The 642-nt window shown below is 60.9% G+C and carries 1 protein-coding gene and 1 pseudogene; one reads left to right on the plus strand and one right to left on the minus strand.

All coding sequences use genetic code 11. The annotated features are described in order from the left end of the window. Window positions 1-256 (plus strand): annotated as a pseudogene (locus AC1DY5_RS57925) (hypothetical protein); the annotation flags it as partial. A gap of 49 nt (window positions 257-305) precedes the next feature. Here AC1DY5_RS57925 and AC1DY5_RS57930 read toward each other — a convergent pair. Next, a complete protein-coding gene (locus tag AC1DY5_RS57930; RefSeq protein WP_478123085.1) occupies window positions 306-548 on the minus strand; it encodes a hypothetical protein in 243 nt (80 codons plus the stop codon). Window positions 549-642 lie beyond the last annotated feature (94 nt).

Here is a 642-nt window from a genome sequence, read left to right on the forward strand (position 1 = left end):
GCCCGAGGCTGTGCGCGACGCGGCCAAAGCCAAAGCCAAGCTCGTGCGCGACAGCTTTACGATGCCCCAACAGGACTTCGGCTTGAGTGCCGACCTCAAGGAGCGCGCACTAGGTTTCAAACGCCCCGCCAAGAAGAGCGAGCTTCTGCGAGCCGGGCTGCAGGCGCTTCAACAGCGAACCGATGCGCAGTTGCGCGGCGCGCTTGATTCGCTGGCGCCGCTGAAGGCGGGACGTCCGAAGAAGAAAGCCAACTAGAGCCCGAGCGGGCACCCTGGGCTTGTCGGCGATGCCTGTGCCGGGGTGCCTAGCCCAATGGGGGCGGGCGCTGGGTTGAGTGCAAGAGGCCCGAGACGCCTTCCCATTTGTGCTTGCTGCTCCTGCGGAGCAGTTGGTCCCGGCCAACGGTGAACGGATTCCGATGCTCGGATTCCATGGCCTCAACCACTTCGAGTTCGTGCTTTACCTGCTGAACCGAATCATCGCCTTCCCCGTAGCGGTCCTTCAAATCCACCAGGAGATTCTTCAGTTCGCAGAGGTACCGGGACATGTTTCACGCTCCCGATGAAGAAGAAAAGCCTGACGAAGTCGGCAGGAAGGGCTGGAAACATACTCCAACTGCCGAGCCAAATGTAACCAAATAC

It is taken from the genome of Variovorax sp. P4_D9, from assembly GCF_056401695.1.